The sequence below is a fragment of the unidentified bacterial endosymbiont genome, from assembly GCF_918797525.1.
Taxonomy (GTDB): Bacteria; Pseudomonadota; Gammaproteobacteria; order Enterobacterales; family Enterobacteriaceae; genus Enterobacter.
Genome location: NZ_OU963893.1, coordinates 3,768,464 through 3,786,039, shown reverse-complemented (window position 1 = coordinate 3,786,039; position 17,576 = coordinate 3,768,464). Strand labels below are relative to the sequence as shown.

The following is a 17,576-nucleotide window of genomic DNA, read 5'->3' as shown; positions in this document are numbered from 1 at the left end:
GAGCAGGCACTATGGCAATTTCATCGCGGATCACTTTATTCAGCGCGCTGGCGCTGTGGGTATTCCAGGCGCAGGCGGTGGACGTCACCGTCGCGTATCAAACCTCTGCGGAACCGGCGAAAGTCGCCCAGGCGGATAACACCTTTGCTAAAGAGAGCGGGGCAAACGTTGACTGGCGCAAGTTCGACAGCGGCGCGGCCATTGTGCGGGCATTAGCCTCTGGCGATGTGCAGATTGGTAACCTCGGCTCCAGCCCGCTGGCGGTGGCAGCCAGCCAGCAGGTGCCGATTGAAGTCTTCCTGCTGGCATCGCAGCTCGGCAATTCCGAAGCGCTGGTGGTGAAGAAAAACATCATTAAGCCGGAAGATCTGATTGGCAAACGTATCGCCGTGCCGTTCATTTCAACCACCCACTACAGCCTGCTGGCGGCTCTCAAGCACTGGGGCATTAAGCCGGGCCAGGTTCAAATCCTCAACCTTCAGCCACCGGCGATAATCGCGGCCTGGCAGCGCGGCGACATTGATGGCGCCTACGTCTGGGCCCCCGCCGTGAACGAACTGGAAAAAGACGGGACCGTGCTGACCGATTCGGAAAAGGTCGGCCAGTGGGGGGCGCCGACGCTCGACGTGTGGGTGGTGCGCAAAGACTTTGCTGAGAAACATCCTGAGCTGGTGAAAGCGTTTGCGAAAAGCGCCATCGACGCCCAGCAGCCCTATATCAGCAACCCCGACGCTTGGCTGAACCAGCCTGCCAACCTGGAGAAACTCTCCCGCCTCAGCGGCGTGCCTGAAGCGGACGTTCCGGGCCTGGTAAAAGGCAATACCTATTTGACCCCCGCGCAGCAGGTGCGACAACTGACCGGCCCTGTCAATAAAGCGATTGTGGATACCGCGACCTTCCTGAAAGAGCAGGGCAACGTGCCGGCTGTGGCGAAGGATTACAGCCAGTACGTTACCGATCGCTTTGTGAAATAAAGAGGCTGCAATGCTGAATATTACCGATCTTTCTGCTGATTACGCTGGCAAGCCCGCGCTGGAGGAGATCAACCTGACGCTGGACAGCGGTGAATTGCTGGTGGTGCTGGGGCCGTCCGGATGCGGGAAAACCACGCTGCTGAATCTGATCGCCGGGTTTGTGCCTTATCAGCATGGCTCTATTCACCTGGAAGGTAAAAAGGTGGAAGGCCCGGGCGCGGAGCGTGGCGTGGTTTTCCAGAGTGAAGGGTTGCTTCCCTGGCGCAATGTGCTGGAAAACGTCGCCTTTGGTTTGCAACTGACGGGCGTTGGCCGTGAACAACGGCTGATAACGGCGCGGGCGATGCTGAAAAAGGTCGGGCTGGAAGGCGCTGAAAAACGCTTTATATGGCAGCTTTCCGGCGGCCAGCGTCAGCGCGTCGGGATTGCTCGTGCCCTGGCGGCAAACCCGCAGCTATTGCTGTTGGATGAGCCGTTCGGTGCGCTGGATGCCTTCACCCGCGAGCAGATGCAAACTCTGCTTCTGCGCCTGTGGCACGAGACCGGCAAGCAGGTGCTGCTTATCACGCACGACATCGAAGAAGCGGTGTTTATGGCCACCGAACTGGTACTGCTCTCTCCGGGGCCGGGCCGGGTGCTTGAGAAATTGCCGCTTGAGTTCGCCCGCCGCTATGTGGCGGGCGAGCCGGTGCGCAGCATCAAGTCCGATCCGCAGTTTATTGTCCAGCGTGAATACGTGCTGAGCCGCGTGTTCGAACAACGGAAGGCGTTCTCATGAGCCTTATTTTCAGCGAAAAAACGCGGCGCGCGCGTTTCGCATTACGCTGGCCGTTCTCTCGTCACATCACGCTGAGCGTCGGGACGCTGCTGGTACTGCTGACGATATGGTGGGCCGTAGCTGCCGGGCAGTGGATCAGTCCACTGTTTCTGCCCCCGCCGGGGCAGGTGCTGACAAAACTGATTGCTATCGCCGGGCCGCAGGGCTTTATGGATGCCACGCTTTGGCAGCATCTGGGAGCAAGCCTGGCGCGTATTCTGCTGGCGCTGCTGGCGGCGGTGGTTATTGGCATTCCGGTCGGGATCGCGATGGGGTTAAGTCCGACGTTGCGCGGCATTCTCGACCCGCTGATTGAGCTTTACCGGCCGGTACCTCCGCTGGCGTACCTGCCGCTGATGGTGATTTGGTTCGGCATCGGTGAAACCTCAAAAATCCTGCTGATTTATTTGGCGATATTCGCGCCCGTTGCTATGTCGGCGCTGGCTGGTGTCAAGGGTGCCCAACAGGTGCGTATTCGGGCGGCGCAGTCGCTGGGGGCCAGCCGGGGTCAGGTGCTGCTGTTCGTTCTTTTACCAGGCGCACTGCCGGAAATTTTAACCGGGCTGCGCATCGGTCTCGGTGTGGGTTGGTCCACGCTGGTAGCGGCGGAACTGATTGCGGCCACGCGCGGGCTTGGGTTTATGGTGCAGTCGGCGGGCGAATTTCTGGCGACTGATGTGGTACTGGCCGGGATCGCGGCGATCGCCGTGATTGCCTTTGGTTTAGAACTGGGGCTGCGCGCGTTACAGCGCCGCCTGACGCCCTGGCATGGAGAAATACAATGAGTGAACGACTGACGATTACCCCGCTGGGGCCGTATATTGGCGCGCAGGTTTCGGGCCTGGACGTAAGCCGCCCGCTGAGCGATAACCAGTTCGAGCAACTGTATCATGCGGTGCTGCGCCATCAGGTGGTGTTCCTGCGCGAGCAGGCGATCGCCCCGCCGCAGCAGCGCGCGCTGGCCCTGCGTTTTGGCGATCTGCACATCCACCCCGTTTATCCGCATGCGGAAGGCGTGGAGGAAATTATTGTCCTCGATACTCATAACGATAATCCGCCGGATAATGACAACTGGCATACCGATGTGACCTTTATCGACACGCCACCTGCCGGGGCGATTCTGGCGGCTAAGCGGTTACCGGAAACCGGCGGGGATACGCTGTGGGCCAGTGGGATCGCGGCCTTTGAAGCGCTCTCCGCGCCGTTGCAGACGTTGCTGAGCGGGCTGCGAGCGGAGCATGATTTCAAGAAATCATTCCCGGAGTACAAGTACCGTAAAACGCAAGAGGAACATCGGCGCTGGCAGGAGGCGGTGGCGAAACATCCTCCGCTGCTGCACCCGGTGGTGCGAACGCATCCGGTAACGGGCAAGCAGGCGCTGTTTGTAAACGAAGGGTTCACCACGCGCATTGTGGACGTCAGCGAGAAAGAGAGTGAGGCATTGCTGGGGTTCCTGTTTGCGCATATCACCAAACCGGAATTTCAGGTGCGCTGGCGCTGGCAGGAGAACGATCTGGCGATTTGGGATAATCGCGTGACGCAGCATTATGCCAATGCGGATTACCTGCCGCAGCGCAGAATTATGCAGCGAGCGACGATTCTGGGGGATAAACCGTTTTACCGTGCGGTGAGCCCCTCATCCTGACCCCGAAGGGGCGTGGGGAGTGGCCGGTGCGGTTTTTGGCGAGGATGAGGGTTGTAAATGCGCCTCAATATACCGCTGATAGCGGTTTGCCTTCAGATAACATAAATCCACCAGGACCAGTCCGTCGAGGGTGCCTGTCGGGTGGTTGGCAATAATAATTAGCGGGCCATGTTCGGGGATTTGTTCGAGATCGCGGGCGGAAACGGTGCAGAGAATATCGAGGTGCTCCAGAATTTGTTCTACCATATCCAGCCCCTTCAGGTGGCGGTGGGTTGCTGCAAATTGCTGGAATTCTTGTTCGTAGAACAGTCTTTTTAACAGACTTTTTTGCCAGGGGGCGGGCCTCGCCTGAGGCCAAAGATCATCAAGAACATTGTCGAGACTAAACATGGTAACTCCTCCTGCCGTCTTGCCCAGACAGTAGAAGGAGAAGATGTCGGTTGTATTTCAGTTCGGTGAAGTTATTGCGCGTAATGCCTCTCTCACGGCGCAAGTAAGGCCATGAGGATTAACGCAGAATTTTTTTCTCGGCCAGATCCAGAGCGAAATAGCTGAAGATCAGATCCGCGCCCGCGCGTTTGAGAGACCCCAGGCTTTCAAGGATCACCTTCTCTTCGTCAATCGCGCCTGCCTGGGCGGCGAATTTGATCATCGCGTACTCGCCGCTTACCTGGTAAGCCCCCAGCGGCAGCTCGGTGCGCTCGCGAATGTCGCGCAGAATATCCAGATACGCGCCAGCCGGTTTAACCATCAGGCAATCTGCGCCCTGGGCTGCATCAAGCAGGGACTCACGAATCGCTTCGCGACGGTTCAGCGGGTTCATCTGATAGGTTTTACGATCGCCTTTCAGCGCCGTGCCTGCCGCTTCGCGGAACGGGCCATAAAAGGAGGAGGCAAATTTGGTGGAGTAAGACATGATGGCGGTGTCGGTGAAGCCCGCCGTGTCCAGCGCCTGTCGGATCGCCTGAACCTGACCATCCATCGCTGCAGATGGCGCGATGAAATCCGCCCCCGCAGCGGCCGCCGCCACAGCCTGTTTACCCAGGTTCAACAGGGTGGAATCGTTGTCCACGCCGTGATCGCACAGCACGCCGCAGTGGCCGTGAGAGGTATATTCACAGAAACAGGTGTCAGACATGACGATCATCTCCGGCACGCTCTCTTTGCAGATGCGCGACATACGCGCAACCAGACCGTCTTCTTTCCAGGCATCGCTGCCGGTGGCATCGGTATGGTGCGAGATCCCGAAGGTCATCACTGAGCGGATCCCCGCATTGGCAATACGTTCGATCTCACGCACGAGATGTTTTTCCGGAATACGCATTACGCCCGGCATCGCTTCGATGGCTTTGTAGTCATCGATCTCTTCTTCGACAAAAATCGGCAACACCAGATCGTTTAAGGTCAGTGTTGTCTCTTCAAACATAGCGCGCAGAGCAGGAGACTTGCGCAGGCGACGGGGACGAGCAATTAAATCGGTCATGATATGCCTGACGTTTGTTGAACAAAGAAGAGCAGTGTACCTGAAAGCAGGCCCGGGTGTTTTACGAAAGTGGGCTTTTTGGGCGATACAGGGTAACTCTCATTTATGCCATCTTCAGTATTTATTCTGGCAGCATGTTTAAACAGAAAGATTGATATGAGCGTGAAATTTAATTCAATGCATTATTATAAGTGATTTATTATTTTCTTATCTTCATTCGGTATTATCATGGTCATATTTAACTGCATGATTTTGATATTTTATTTGCTCATTATTGCAATGTGGTGGCGCGTTTAGTTATTAGTCTGGATTCGGATTTAATGGAATCATTCATTGAACCTTTTTCAAATGAAACTGCATGATCCCCTGCGTAATAAGTTATTGCTAAATGATTTGATAGACAAATTTCCTTACGTCCCTGAGGAGGGATGACACAATGCAAACATGGAAAAAGAAACGGGTTGTATCTCAACTTGCATTAGCCTGTGCCCTGGCTAACGCTTCTCAGGAAAATGCGAAAGATATATCGGGTAGCACCTATAACACCTTCGGATATGATAATACCGCATCTACTCCCTGGTATTATGGTTATGCCGACTGGAAGAGTAGCCTCGACGGTGAATGGTATACCCTGAACGACTGTGCGGATGGACAAACCAATTCATCAACGCTCTTTAACAGCACAATTAATGGCATGATCACCTCAGGGTGCATGGATTCCACCTGCAGCGAAAACGACGGTACTCAGTACGATCGATTTAGCCTGACGATTGATAACACCACCATAAGGATACCTACGAGCATTATGCTTATGATGTTGTGAATGGGTACACGACCGAAACCCATTACCAGGATACCTATAATCTGGGCAATGCCATCACGCTTGATGTTGAATCCGATATCGTTATACAGAATAACTCACACATTGCGGGTATTACCCTAAGCCAGTGAACGCAGGAGCGGGATATACCCCTTATGATGATGTAGAAGGGGTTGCCAACAGCAGCAATGTATTTACCGACACGCTGGTGGTGAAAGACTCGGTTCTGACTTCAGGTGCGTATCGCGATCTCGGGACAAGCGCCTTTGAGAACGCCATGCAAACGACCGCCACGTTCGACAACGCGACTATTACCGACGACATTCTCTTCGCCAGCACCTTCGATAACAACTTCTATGTTAATAGCGATCCTGCAACCGATACCACCGATGACGGCGTGTATAATCCAACCACTAACGGCTGGGACGGTACCGATAAGCTGGATGGTGGCGGGCGAAGATGTCTACCAGAGTGGATTATTCACGGTAACGCTGAACGATGGCTCTGAATGGGATACGCGCAAGACTTCCAGTATCGATACCCTGACTGTGAACGGTCATTCTCAGGTTAATGTTGAAGACTCAAGCCTGCTATCGGACACTATTACCTTAACCCGCGCATCCTCGCTGAACATCGGGGATAGCGGGGCGGTGGCAACCGACAGCCTGATACTCGATAGCGGCAGCCTTGCCACGCTGACGGCCATCTGGCGGTAAACGGTGACGTTGAACAAAACTGGGGCGTAAATCTGGGTGTGAAATATACCTGGTAAAAGATAAACAACGGGGGTGCACTATCCCCGTTTTTTACAAACATCGATCAAGATAGACAGAACCGACAGAGACAGATGACTTGAGGTGTGCATGAACGTTAATGCGAAACCACTTTCTGAATTAAGCCGGCTCGAACAGTGTCTCAGGTCCGCCAGTACGCCATTTACAAGTGCTTCACAGCAAAAAATCCCAAATGAACCTCACACGTTTGTGATACAAACCGGAAGTATTGATATCTATCGCCAGTCTGATGAGCTGCTAATTGGTATAGCCACAGCCCCATTTATATTGGGATTAAATGCAGGAATGCTGAATACTTGTCAGGAATATATAATGGTTGCACAAACGCCCTGCACAGGTTTTTATCTAGCCGCCGCAACCACCCGCTAACTCATTCAACAGGGCTCGCTTTGGCATGAAGCTTTTTGCTGGCTCTCCTGGATAAATCATATCCTTGAGAAACGAGATATGCAGCTGGTGGGCAATAATTCCTACGCGCAAATTCGCGCCATGCTGCTGAATATGGCCGAGTGGGACGATACGCTGCGCTTAAAAATTGGTGTAATGAATCATATTCAACGCAGCACGGGTATTTCACGCTCGGTGGTCGCAGAAATTCTGGCCGCGCTTCGTCAGGATAATTACATCAATATGAGCCGGGGCAAACAGGTCAGCATCAACCGTTTGTCCACGGAATATTAAGTTTAGTTGGACGCGGTGAGCACCTGTGCTTTATTGGCGCTCAGTTCAGCGACTAAGTTATTGATGCCATCACTCATATTGACGAAACGCGTATTTGGCGAGCGGGTGACCACCACAAACGCACCTACGTTAGACTGGGGGATCATCGCCATATAGGTAATGAACCCGCCGCCGCCGCCGGTTTTTTGGATGATTCCCGGACGACCCTCTTTCGGCGCCATATAAACCCAACCCATGCCGAGTGCATCGGCTTTTCCTGGGACATCCATCCCGATCACGCGGTGCAGCTGGCTACGCTGATAAATCAGGGTCTGCATTCGGTCGGCCTGGTGGGTGCGGGAATGGAAATCAGAAGAGAGGAACTGCTGCATCCAGCGCATCATGTCGCCCGGGGTGGAATAGACCCCGCCGCTGCCGATGGCGGCCAGGGTGTTATTACACGGGCTGGCGCCTTTCTCGGCAACCATCAGGCGGCGGCACTGATCCGGTGAAGGCGTAAAGGTGGTGTCCTTCATGCCCAACGGGCGTGTGATCTGCTCTTCAAACAGTTGCGGATAAGGTTTTCCGGAGGCCGTCGACAGTGCATCGGCCAGTAGATCAAACGCCAGGTTGGAGTAGGACGCCTGCGATCCCGGCGCGGATTTCAGTGTGGCGGTGCTCAGATAGTTCCAGCGCTGTTCGCGTGTCGGCCAGACAAAAACGGGACGGTGCGCCGCGCCGCCGGGCTGCTCGCGCGGCAGAGCGCTGGTGTGGGTTGCAAGGTTCACCAGTGTGATCGGCGTGCCCTGATACGTTGGAACCCGTGCGCCCGCAGGCGCATATTTACTGAGCGGATCGTTGAGTTTTACCACTCCCTGGTCGAGCAGTTTGACCAGCATTTCACTGGTCATCAGCTTGGTTATAGACGCTACGCGGATCACGGAATCCAGCTGTGGATGCACGTTACTGCCGGGACGCGTTTCGCCAAAACTGCGGAACACGCGCTGGTTACCGTCAATGACGACCATCGCCATTCCCGTGGCGCCGCTTCCGTAGTAGATAAGGTTTGCGTAGCGATCGGCAATATCTGAAGCTAAAACCGGGGCCGTTAGCGGCTGGACTGCCTGAGCGGTGGACAGGCTCAGCGCACACAGCGCAGCGAAAGAGAGCAGACAACGTTTCAACGAAAAGCATCCATGAAGTTAATAAATAAAGTATATGGGTATTTATACTACTTAAGGGAACGACGCAATGCCCTGAATAGCATATACCCGTCATACTTCAAGTTGCATGTGCGTTGGCTGCACTCACTCACCCCAGTCACTTACTGGTGTAAGCTGCTGGGGATTTGCTCGCTTGCCGCCTTCCTGCAACGTGAATTATTTAGGGTATAACCCTGGTGATAAAAACGTAACTGCGAGTAAATACGCATAAATTACTGCCAACCCGCCTCCCATTTTGGGAAATCGGGCTTATGATATGCCGCAGCGTGGCTCAAGGTAACGGGGACGGGAATGTCTGAAATGCGTGTAGTGAGGCTTATCTGCAGGCAGAATGGGGGAAAGCGCTGAGTACAACACTGGCTGGCGCGGCTTTATTGCCCCGGCCAACCCACCCGGGGTGAAACTCAGCGAAACAATTCTCGAAAACGGGAAAGCGAACTAATAATAAACCCTCGGGTCTGAGCTTTTTGCCCGGTCCGAAGAGTGGCCGTGGCGGCTTTTCGTGTGGTGATGTGTTGAATACAGCAGCATCCATAACAACAAGAAGGAAGCAATATGTTTACGTCTTTTTTCCCAAAGCCGGGGCCTTTTTTTCTCTCGGCATTTCTTTGGGCACTGGTCGCTGTCATTTTCTGGCAGGCTGGTGGTGGCGCGTGGCTGACCGGCATCGTCGGCGCGACGCGCGATGTCCCCATTAGCGCGGCGCGTTTTTGGTCGCTGAGATATCTGCTGTTTTACGCTTACTACATCGTCTGCGTTGGTCTGTTCGCGCTGTTCTGGTTTGTCTATTCCCCCCACCGCTGGCAATACTGGTCGATTCTCGGCACGTCGCTGATTATCTTCGTCACCTGGTTTTTAGTGGAAGTGGGGGTGGCGGTTAACGCGTGGTATGCCCCTTTCTACGACCTGATCCAGACAGCGTTGAGTTCCCCGCATAAGGTGACCATCAATCAGTTCTACCATGAGGTGGGCATTTTCCTGGGTATCGCCCTGATTGCGGTGGTGATCGGCGTGATGAATAACTTCTTCGTTAGCCACTACGTTTTCCGCTGGCGCACCGCGATGAACGAACACTATATGGCGCACTGGCAGCACTTGCGCCACATCGAGGGCGCCGCGCAGCGTGTGCAGGAAGATACCATGCGTTTTGCCTCGACCCTTGAAAGTATGGGCACCAGCTTTATCAACGCCATTATGACGTTGATTGCCTTCCTGCCGGTGCTGGTGACGCTCTCCGCGCACGTACCGGAACTGCCTGTAATTGGTCATTTACCCTACGGGCTGGTGATCGCCGCCATCGTCTGGTCGCTAATGGGGACAGGGCTGCTGGCGGTGGTCGGAATCAAACTGCCGGGCCTGGAATTCAAAAATCAGCGCGTCGAGGCGGCTTATCGTAAAGAGCTGGTCTACGGTGAGGACGATGCCGAACGTGCGTCACCACCGACGGTACGTGAGCTGTTTGGCGCCGTGCGTCGTAACTATTTCCGCCTCTATTTCCACTACATGTATTTTAATATCGCGCGCATTCTTTATTTGCAGGTCGATAACGTTTTCGGTTTGTTCCTGCTGTTCCCGTCCATTGTTGCGGGTACGATAACGCTGGGTCTGATGACGCAGATCACGAACGTCTTTGGCCAGGTTCGCGGCTCGTTCCAGTATTTGATCAGCTCGTGGACGACGCTTGTGGAACTGATGTCCATCTATAAACGTTTACGCAGCTTTGAGCGTGAACTGGACGATAAGGATCTGTCGGAAGTAACCCATACTTTTAGCTAATACAGGGAGTTGCCATGTCTTTTGCCGTACCGCGCGCGTTATCGCTGTCCTTACTCGCCGCCCTTGTGCTGGCGGGCTGTGCTGAAAAAGGGGCCACCCCGCTCAAAGAGGGGGAAAAAGCGGTGGATGTAGCGAGCGTTGTGCGGCAAAAAATGCCCGCGACCGTGAAGGATCGCAATGCGTGGGCGGATGCATTAGCCAAAACTTTTGAAAGCCAGAAGATTGCCCCCACCGAGGAGAATATCTGCTCGGTGCTGGCGGTGGCGCAACAGGAGTCGATGTACCAGTCAGATCCGACAGTGCCGGGTCTGAACAAAATTGCCTGGAAGGAGATCGACCGCCGTGCGCAATCGTTGCATATCCCGCTCTTCCTGGTGCATACCGCACTCAAAATTAGCTCACCCAACGGCAAAAGCTACAGTGAACGGCTGGATACGGTGAAAACCGAGAAACAGCTGAGCGCCATCTTTGATGATTTGATCAGTATGGTGCCGATGGGGCAAAAACTGTTTGGCTCGCTCAACCCGGTTCACACCGGCGGGCCGATGCAGGTGAGTATTGCCTTTGCCGAGAAACATACCGACGGCTACCCGTGGGACATCGAAGGGACGGTGCGCCAGGAGGTCTTCTCGCTGCGGGGCGGATTATGGTTCGGTACCTACCATCTTTTGAACTACCCGGTGAACTACAGCGAGCCGCTGTACCGTTTTGCGGACTTTAATGCAGGCTGGTATGCGAGCCGTAACGCGGCTTTCCAGCATGCCGTCAGCCGTGCAAGCGGCGTCAAGCTGGCGCTGGATGGCGATCTTATTGCGTATGGCAGCAGCGCTGCGGGAACCACCGAACTGGCGGTCCGAAAATTATCATCAACGCTCGGCATGAGCGACAGCGCAATACGTCGCCAGCTCGAGAAAGGCGACAGCCTGACGTTTGAAAAAACTGAACTGTATCAAAAAGTCTTTGCGCTGGCAGAAGAGAAAACCGGGAAAGCACTGCCGAGGGCCATCCTGCCGGGGATCCAGCTGGAAAGCCCGAAGATCACGCGTAATCTGACCACCGCGTGGTTCGCGAAACGCGTAGAAGATCGCCGGGCTCGCTGTATGGGGCGCTAGTGACGACGACGCCAGCGCAGAACTAAGCCGACAACGCCCAGGATCATACAGCCTGCGAGAAAGGGAATAAGGCCAAACAGGGTACTCACCCCAAAGCCAATCTCTACCCGCGGGCGTCCGTTGTCCTGAACCTGCATCAGATGTTCGTAAACGCCGGGCGCATGGACCAGCATGTTAAGCAATTGCGAGCCTGCCCAGAAACAGAATAAGACAAACAGGGCATAGGCGATATTACCCGCCGTAGAGGTTTTTGGTTGTTTGCCGCCAAAAATCGGTTTCGACAGTGTAAAGTCAGCCATAAAGACCTCCAGAAATTTCACTCTGTTTAATTCATGCCGTACAGTGTGAGTGTGACAGGTCATATCATTTGTCAATATCAGAATCGTGGTAATTTCGGTGCAGGAATTGTCCGGAAGTGCTGAATTCTGCAGCACATCACAAATTGATGACTTAAGTGAAACTGTGTCGCATTTCAGAATTTCCGCACCAGCCACAGACCTGGCCTTAAAACTGTGAGAGGATGTGTTTTTTCTCTGTCGGAGTTGCCATGAAGCTCACGCCCAAACTACGCCGTGACTGGCATTATTACGCCTTTGCTATCGGGCTGATTTTTATTCTCAACGGCGTGGTGGGATTGTTGGGGTTCGAGGCTAAAGGCTGGCAAACCTATGCCGTTGGGCTGGTCACCTGGATCATCAGCTTTTGGCTGGCAGGCTTGATTATCCGCCGTCGCCCCGAAGAGGCACCAGCGGATAAAACCCGGACGGCGAAGAACGCTGATTAACCGGTTACTGAACTTTTAAGCGCGCTGTCGGCAGCATGACGCTCCAGCGCGAGTTCAATCAGGCGGGTGATAAGCTCGGGATAATCTATACCGCTTGCCTGCCACAGTTTCGGGTACATGCTGATGTTGGTAAAGCCCGGCAGGGTGTTAATTTCGTTGATAACCACGTCGTTTTCCGGCGTGAGGAACACATCAACGCGCGCCATTCCGCTACAGCCAAGCGCCTGATAAGCCTCAACGGCGATCGCCCTGATCTTGTCGTGGGTAGCTGGATCGATAACGGCAGGCACCACCACCTGTGCCCCTTTATCATCAATGTATTTAGTGTCGTAAGAGTAGAAATCACTGTTTAACACCACTTCGCCGCAGATGCTGGCCTGGGGGAAATCGTTGCCCAGTATCGCACACTCTATTTCGCGGCCGTTGATCCCCTGTTCAACCACTACTTTATGGTCAAATTCGAACGCCAGACGCACGGCTTCGGTGAACTGCGCTTCGCTGGTGACTTTACTCACACCTACGGAAGAGCCCTGATTAGCGGGCTTCACAAACAGCGGAAGACCCAACTGAGCCGCAATGTTCGCAAAACTATGCTTATCGCGACTGGCGCGGGTGAGGGTCACAAAGGGGGCAATATTCAGCCCGGCATCGCGCAGCAGGCGTTTGGTGACGTCTTTATCCATACAGGCTGCAGAGCCGAGCACATCAGAGCCGACGAACGGCAGGTTAGCCATGCGCAGCATGCCTTGTAACGATCCGTCCTCGCCCAGGGTGCCATGCACGATGGGGAAAATAACGTCTATCTGTGCCACTGCCTGAGCATTACCGGCGTCGATAAACTGCCCCTGAAAAACACCGGGTACGGAGGCGACACGCATGTCTGAAGGATTGAGAGCGATACGCGCCGGATCGTCGGCATTTAACAGATATTGGCTGGCATCGCTAACGTGCCATAGGCCCTGCTTATCGATGCCCAGCAGCAGCACCTCGAAACGATTTTTATCAATAGCATCGACAATATTTTTAGCCGATTGCAATGAAACCTCGTGCTCCGCTGATTTTCCCCCAAAGACAATACCTACGCGCTGCTTTGCCATCTCACTCTCTTCCAGTCTGACGAAAAGCCAATAACATACCACGATGCCCTGCGGGTTTCGCGGCCTTCTGCCATAATGTTTTAGGGATGCAAAGGGGGGAGCGTGAAAGGAAAAAGTCTGCTGACAGTTGTCATCATCGTGGCAATCGCAACCGTGGGTTACCGCTGGCTGCCGTCTCATTACAACCCGTTTGTTCCGCTCACGCTTGACGACCCACCCGGTAAAATCACCCAATTTAAGCTTCGACGTTTAACGCCACAGGAGTGCGAGGCGCTGTTATCGCAGGCAAATCAAAGGCGGCTTATCCGCACGCAGCCGGTCGCCGACAGTCGCGGTGAATGCCCACTCAACGATGTGGTTCGGGTGCGTGACTTCGGCCCGGTGAGTCTGAACAGCAGCTTTCTTGCCAGTTGCCCGCTGGCGTTAAGCTCTGCACTGTATGTCAGCCATCAGGCCCGGCCGCTCACCAGGGGGTATCTGGGAAGCGAATTGACGCGCATTGAGCACCTGGGGAGCTTTGCCTGCCGAAATATTTACCATCGCCCGGATGCGCGACGTAGCGAGCATGCGACGGCAGAGGCGCTGGATATCAGTGCGTTTCGCCTGGCGAACGGCCAACGGATCACCGTCCTTAATGGCTGGCGGTCGGAAAAAACACAGCCGTGGCTTAAGGCGATGCTGGCGGCAAGCTGCGGCTACTATGGCAATGGTCTGGGACCAGACTATAACGCGGCGCATGCAAACCACTTTCATTTTGGCATGCGTGGATACGGCCTCTGCCGTTGAAGCATAATCTTCCACCAGAAACTGGATAATTTGTGATATGTATTACAAATATGATGACTGATAACATAAAACACCAAAGTCGGTAAGTTTGCATCTCTGGCGCTACGTGGGGGCAGGTAACTTGCTAATCTGTCGGCGAATTCGCCTAAAAATGAAGACTATCTCTGTTATGGAATCCTGGAAAGTTAACCTCATCTCGGTCTGGTTCGGCTGTTTTTTCACCGGACTGGCCATCAGCCAGATATTGCCCTTTTTGCCGCTGTACGTATCGCAACTGGGCGTCACCTCCCATGAAGCCCTCTCGATGTGGTCTGGTTTGACGTTCAGCGTGACGTTTTTGGTGTCGGCCATTGTCTCGCCGATGTGGGGCAGTCTGGCGGATCGTAAAGGGCGCAAGCTCATGCTCTTACGTGCATCGCTTGGGATGGCGATAGCCATTTTCCTGCAGGCCTTCGCCACCAACGTCTGGCAACTGTTTATCTTGCGTGCAATCATGGGGCTAACATCCGGGTATATTCCCAACGCCATGGCGCTTGTCGCCTCGCAGGTACCCCGCGAGCGTAGCGGCTGGGCGCTAAGCACGCTATCCACGGCTCAGATAAGCGGGGTCATCGGCGGTCCGCTGCTGGGCGGGTTCCTGGCTGACCACGTGGGCCTGCGCGCGGTGTTTATCATTACCGCTATTCTGCTGGTGGTCAGTTTTCTGGTCACCCTTTTTCTGATTAAAGAGGGAGGGCGTCGCGTCGTCAACAAAGCTGAACGCCTGAGCGGTAAAGCGGTTTTTGCCTCGTTACCTTATCCAGGCCTGATGATCAGCCTGTTTGTGACAACCTTGGTCATTCAACTCTGTAATGGCTCGGTCGGCCCCATCCTGGCGCTGTTTATTAAATCAATGGCGCCAGAGAGCAATAATATTGCTTTCCTTGCCGGGATGATTGCGGCAGTGCCGGGCGTATCGGCGTTGATCTCTGCGCCACGTCTGGGAAAACTGGGGGACCGGATAGGTACGGCGCGGATCCTGATGGCGACGCTGATTTTTGCGGTAGTGCTCTTTTTTGCGATGTCGTTTGTGACCTCTCCGCTTCAGCTTGGTGTCCTGCGTTTCCTGCTTGGGTTTGCCGATGGCGCAATGTTGCCTGCGGTACAAACCCTGCTGGTTAAATATTCCAGCGATCGGGTGACAGGACGTATTTTCGGCTACAACCAGTCGTTTATGTATCTGGGTAATGTTGCCGGTCCGCTTATTGGCGCTTCTGTTTCGGCTATGGCGGGTTTTCGTTGGGTATTTGCTGCCACGGCGGTAGTGGTGTTGCTTAATATTATTCAACTGGCCCTGGCGCTGCGTCGTCGCCGTCAAATAGCCGAGGCGAAAGGCACCCGCTGAATCCGTAAGTCATACATAATATATTCTTATGGCGGTCGCATTTTTATATCACAAAATGCGGCTGTTTATTTATAGAAAAACGTTTCGCTAGCCGACGCAGATATCTATTCTGGCAGCAACATCACTTTTGCATAAGATAATACTTTTCTCCTCTTTGCATTATTGATTGAGAATGCTAATTTCAGGAAAATCCACATAAGGAAATAGCACGATGAAAAATCTCATTGCTGAGTTGCTGGTTAAGCTTGCACAAAAGGAAGAAGAGTCCAAAGAGCTGGTCGCCCAGGTCGAAGCGCTGGAAATCGTCGTCACCGCGCTGCTACGACATATGGCGAAAAGCGATCAGCAGGCACTGATTGAAAGTGTCGAAGGTGCACTGGACAGCGCCAGGCCTGATTCACTGGTACCGGTTCAGGATGCTGAAATGCTCAACCAATACGTAAAGAAGCTCTTAAGGCATCCGCGCAGCTAAACCGTCACTGAATATCATGACGTGTCATAGTTTTGTCATGCAGGATGCCTATAGTCGCTCTGTTTAAATTTTATGTATTTGTACATGGAGAAATAAATTGAAACAGAGCGCACTTTTCATCGCATTACTTCCCCTGTTATTTACTCCGGTTATTCATGCTGAGACCAATAATACCAGCGTGCTGGATAACCGCGCGGCAAAAGGCGATATCACCCAACCTGGTGGCGCCCGCCGTTTGTCAGAAGATCAGACCGCTGCCATTCGCGCATCGTTGAATGAGAAGCCCGCCAAAAATATCATTCTGCTTATAGGTGATGGTATGGGGGATTCCGAAATCACGGCGGCACGAAATTATGCTGAAGGCGCAGGCGGTTATTTTAAAGGTATCGATGCGTTGCCTCTGACCGGACAATATACCCATTACGCACTGGATAAAAAAACCGGCAAACCAGATTACGTCACCGATTCAGCCGCGTCTGCCACGGCGTGGTCCACTGGCGTGAAAACCTATAACGGTGCGCTGGGGGTCGATATCCACGAAAAAGATCATCAAACCATTCTGGAGATGGCAAAAGCGGCTGGCCTGGCAACCGGCAACGTCTCTACTGCTGAGCTTCAGGATGCCACGCCAGCCGCTCTGTTCGCCCATGTCACCTCGCGTAAATGCTATGGCCCGTCCGTGACCAGCGAAAAATGCCCAACGAATGCGCTGGAGAAGGGCGGTAAGGGGTCGATTACCGAGCAAATGTTGAATGCCCGCGCCGACGTGACGCTGGGTGGTGGAGCGAAAACCTTCGCTGAAACGGCGACAGCTGGCGAATGGCAGGGCAAAACACTGCGTGAGCAGGCCCAGGCTCGCGGTTATCAGATGGTCAACGATGCAACGTCTTTGGCCGCCATCACCGATGCGAACCAGGATAAGCCACTGTTGGGGCTTTTCTCTGACGGTAATATGCCCGTGCGCTGGGAAGGGCCAAAAGCCTCTTACCATGGTAATGTTGATAAGCCAGTGGTGACCTGTACGGCCAACCCGAAACGTAACGACAGCGTACCGACGCTGGCGGCAATGACCGATAAAGCGATTTCTCTGTTGAGCAAGAACGACAAAGGCTTCTTCCTGCAGGTAGAGGGCGCGTCAATCGATAAGCAGGATCATGCGGCCAATCCGTGCGGCCAGATTGGTGAAACGGTCGATCTGGACGAAGCGGTGCAGAAAGCGCTGGCGTTTGCCAAAAAAGACGGCAACACCCTGGTGGTGGTCACCGCTGACCATGCGCACGCCAGCCAGATTATCCCGCCAGACGCCAAAGCACCTGGCCTGACTCAGGCGCTGAACACAAAAGATGGCGCGGTGATGGTCATGAGCTATGGCAACTCTGAAGAAGAGTCCATGGAGCATACCGGCACTCAACTGCGCATTGCCGCCTATGGCCCGCATGCGGCTAACGTGGTAGGGCTAACCGATCAAACGGATCTGTTCTACACCATGAAAGCGGCTCTGGGCCTGAAATAAATGCAACGCCCGGCGTTAATCATAAGCGCCGGGTGGTTTTTTGCGCCACGAACCAGACTTATGGTGGAACTTCACTTTAAGGATGGCGCAATGAAAAAACTCATCCGACATTTCATACATTACCGGGAGACGTAGCAGCAACACCATCGCTTCGAAGGGCGCTCTTAGCTGATGACCGGGAGTGGCTCAACGCGACAGATATCGCCCTGTATAAAGCCAAAATACCGGACGAGGCC

15 protein-coding genes and 3 pseudogenes are annotated in these 17,576 nt (G+C 54.1%); 13 read left to right on the top strand and 5 right to left on the bottom strand.

Going from position 1 to position 17,576, the window contains the following annotated elements; translation table 11 throughout:
* Positions 1-11: 11 nt before the first annotated feature.
* From tauA to tauD, 4 genes are read left to right on the top strand one after another with little or no spacing between them, the layout of a single operon-like run.
* Entirely contained in the window at positions 12-974 is a 963-nt protein-coding gene (gene tauA, locus NL510_RS18180) for a taurine ABC transporter substrate-binding protein (protein ID WP_253379024.1), read from the top strand.
* Between the two features lie 10 nt (positions 975-984).
* Complete coding sequence (gene tauB, locus NL510_RS18175) at positions 985-1,752, top strand: taurine ABC transporter ATP-binding subunit (RefSeq protein WP_253379022.1); 768 nt, start codon at positions 985-987, stop codon at positions 1,750-1,752.
* On the top strand, positions 1,749-2,576 hold the full coding sequence (gene tauC / locus NL510_RS18170) for a taurine ABC transporter permease TauC (RefSeq protein ID WP_253379020.1): 828 nt from the start codon (positions 1,749-1,751) through the stop codon (positions 2,574-2,576). The genes tauB and tauC overlap by 4 nt, the downstream gene beginning before the upstream one ends.
* Positions 2,573-3,436 carry a taurine dioxygenase gene (gene tauD, locus NL510_RS18165; protein ID WP_253379018.1) on the top strand — a complete coding sequence of 288 codons (864 nt, stop codon included), beginning with the start codon at positions 2,573-2,575 and terminating at the stop codon, positions 3,434-3,436. Before tauC ends, tauD begins: the two co-directional genes overlap by 4 nt.
* Before the next feature lie 39 nt (positions 3,437-3,475).
* On the opposite strand, the pseudogene NL510_RS18160 reads toward tauD, so the two are convergent.
* Positions 3,476-3,826, bottom strand: a pseudogene (locus NL510_RS18160) (GNAT family N-acetyltransferase); the annotation flags it as partial.
* Between the two features lie 118 nt (positions 3,827-3,944).
* A complete protein-coding gene (hemB, locus tag NL510_RS18155) occupies positions 3,945-4,919 on the bottom strand; it encodes a porphobilinogen synthase (protein WP_253379014.1) in 975 nt (324 codons plus the stop codon).
* A gap of 436 nt (positions 4,920-5,355) precedes the next feature.
* Here hemB and NL510_RS18150 point away from each other — a divergent pair.
* Together NL510_RS18150 and NL510_RS18145 are read left to right on the top strand one after the other, a co-directional pair.
* A pseudogene (locus NL510_RS18150) lies at positions 5,356-6,440 on the top strand (autotransporter YaiT-related protein); the annotation flags it as partial.
* 162 nt (positions 6,441-6,602) lie between these two features.
* Positions 6,603-7,214 (top strand): annotated as a pseudogene (locus tag NL510_RS18145) (helix-turn-helix domain-containing protein).
* A 2-nt stretch (positions 7,215-7,216) separates the two neighbouring features.
* On the opposite strand, the gene ampH reads toward NL510_RS18145, so the two are convergent.
* Positions 7,217-8,377: a D-alanyl-D-alanine-carboxypeptidase/endopeptidase AmpH gene (gene ampH / locus NL510_RS18140; protein ID WP_253379012.1), complete on the bottom strand. Its 1,161-nt coding sequence runs from the start codon at positions 8,375-8,377 to the stop codon at positions 7,217-7,219.
* Positions 8,378-8,971: 594 nt separating this feature from the next.
* Here ampH and sbmA point away from each other — a divergent pair.
* Together sbmA and NL510_RS18130 are read left to right on the top strand one after the other, a co-directional pair.
* Complete coding sequence (gene sbmA, locus NL510_RS18135; RefSeq protein ID WP_253379010.1) at positions 8,972-10,192, top strand: peptide antibiotic transporter SbmA; 1,221 nt, start codon at positions 8,972-8,974, stop codon at positions 10,190-10,192.
* 14 nt (positions 10,193-10,206) lie between these two features.
* Entirely contained in the window at positions 10,207-11,304 is a 1,098-nt protein-coding gene (locus NL510_RS18130; RefSeq protein ID WP_253379007.1) for a DUF1615 domain-containing protein, read from the top strand.
* Here NL510_RS18130 and NL510_RS18125 read toward each other — a convergent pair.
* Positions 11,301-11,603 (bottom strand): DUF2755 family protein, encoded by a 303-nt coding sequence (locus NL510_RS18125; RefSeq protein WP_253379005.1) that lies wholly within the window; start codon positions 11,601-11,603, stop codon positions 11,301-11,303. The two genes, NL510_RS18130 and NL510_RS18125, sit on opposite strands and share 4 nt — an antisense overlap.
* Before the next feature lie 248 nt (positions 11,604-11,851).
* Between NL510_RS18125 and NL510_RS18120 the strand changes: the two genes are divergently transcribed.
* A complete protein-coding gene (locus tag NL510_RS18120) occupies positions 11,852-12,088 on the top strand; it encodes a DUF2754 domain-containing protein (protein ID WP_253379003.1) in 237 nt (78 codons plus the stop codon).
* On the opposite strand, the gene ddlA is transcribed toward NL510_RS18120, so the two are convergent.
* The gene (ddlA, locus tag NL510_RS18115) at positions 12,085-13,185 is read right to left on the bottom strand and encodes a D-alanine--D-alanine ligase (protein ID WP_253379001.1); all 1,101 of its coding nucleotides are present in this window, start codon (positions 13,183-13,185) and stop codon (positions 12,085-12,087) included. The two genes, NL510_RS18120 and ddlA, sit on opposite strands and share 4 nt — an antisense overlap.
* A gap of 102 nt (positions 13,186-13,287) precedes the next feature.
* On the opposite strand from ddlA, the gene NL510_RS18110 reads away from it, so the two are divergent.
* From NL510_RS18110 to phoA, 4 genes are all read left to right on the top strand, one after another.
* Positions 13,288-13,971, top strand: a complete 684-nt coding sequence (locus NL510_RS18110) for an extensin-like domain-containing protein (protein WP_253378999.1) — start codon at positions 13,288-13,290, stop codon at positions 13,969-13,971.
* A gap of 169 nt (positions 13,972-14,140) precedes the next feature.
* Positions 14,141-15,355 (top strand): multidrug efflux MFS transporter, encoded by a 1,215-nt coding sequence (locus NL510_RS18105; protein WP_253385004.1) that lies wholly within the window; start codon positions 14,141-14,143, stop codon positions 15,353-15,355.
* 211 nt (positions 15,356-15,566) lie between these two features.
* A complete protein-coding gene (iraP, locus tag NL510_RS18100; RefSeq protein ID WP_253378997.1) occupies positions 15,567-15,827 on the top strand; it encodes an anti-adapter protein IraP in 261 nt (86 codons plus the stop codon).
* A 97-nt stretch (positions 15,828-15,924) separates the two neighbouring features.
* Positions 15,925-17,340, top strand: a complete 1,416-nt coding sequence (gene phoA / locus NL510_RS18095) for an alkaline phosphatase (protein WP_253378995.1) — start codon at positions 15,925-15,927, stop codon at positions 17,338-17,340.
* Positions 17,341-17,576 lie beyond the last annotated feature (236 nt).